This is a genomic window from Achromobacter sp. Marseille-Q0513 (assembly GCF_018195695.1).
GTDB lineage: Bacteria > Pseudomonadota > Gammaproteobacteria > Burkholderiales > Burkholderiaceae_B > Achromobacter.
On sequence record NZ_JAGTJY010000433.1, the window covers coordinates 1 to 657 of the forward strand.

The 657-nt window shown below is 74.6% G+C and carries 1 protein-coding gene and 1 pseudogene; both read left to right on the top strand.

Features of this window, described 5'->3' with window-relative positions; all coding sequences use genetic code 11:
- A pseudogene (locus KDH83_RS31105) lies at positions 1 to 430 on the top strand (DNA polymerase Y family protein); the annotation flags it as partial.
- 36 nt (positions 431 to 466) lie between these two features.
- On the top strand, positions 467 to 657 hold a 191-nt coding region (locus KDH83_RS31110; protein ID WP_212322960.1), incomplete at its 3' end, for a PHP domain-containing protein.

Genomic DNA, 657 nt, shown 5'->3' on the forward strand with positions numbered 1-657 from the left:
GTTTCCCGAACCCGGCGGCACGGCGGAGGACCAGGCGCGGCTGCTGGACCTGCTCAGCGCGCGACTCGGCCGCGAGCGCGTGCGCCGCGCCCGGCCCCAGGCCGATCACCGGCCAGAAGCCGCCAATGCCTGGGGCGACGCGCTGCAAGCGCCCACCGGCGCCGAGCCGCTGCCGGCGCTGCTGGACCGTCCCTTCTGGCTGCTGGATCCGCCACAACCGCTGCGCCTGGCCGGCGACCGCCCGCAGTATCGGGGCCAGGCGCTGCGGCTGATGCGCGGCCCCGAGCGCATCGAAAGCGGCTGGTGGGATCCGCAGCTGACCGTGCGCGACTACTTCGTCGCCGAGGACGAGGCCGCCGCGCGCTACTGGATCTACCGCGAGCGCGACGCCGAGCACGCGCGCTGGTTCCTGCACGGGCTATACGCCTGACGCCGGCCCGCGGCTCCGCCCCACCGTTACCCCATCATGCGCCCGCCCGACGATCCCGCCGACGCCCCGGAACTCCTGGCCCTGCTGCCCGGCTACGCCGAGCTGCACTGCCAGAGCAATTTCTCGTTCCTGCAAGGCGCCTCGCACCCGGAAGAGCTGGCCGCCCGCGCCGCCGAACTGGGCTACGCCGCCCTGGCCATCACCGACGAGTGCAGCCTGGCCGGCGT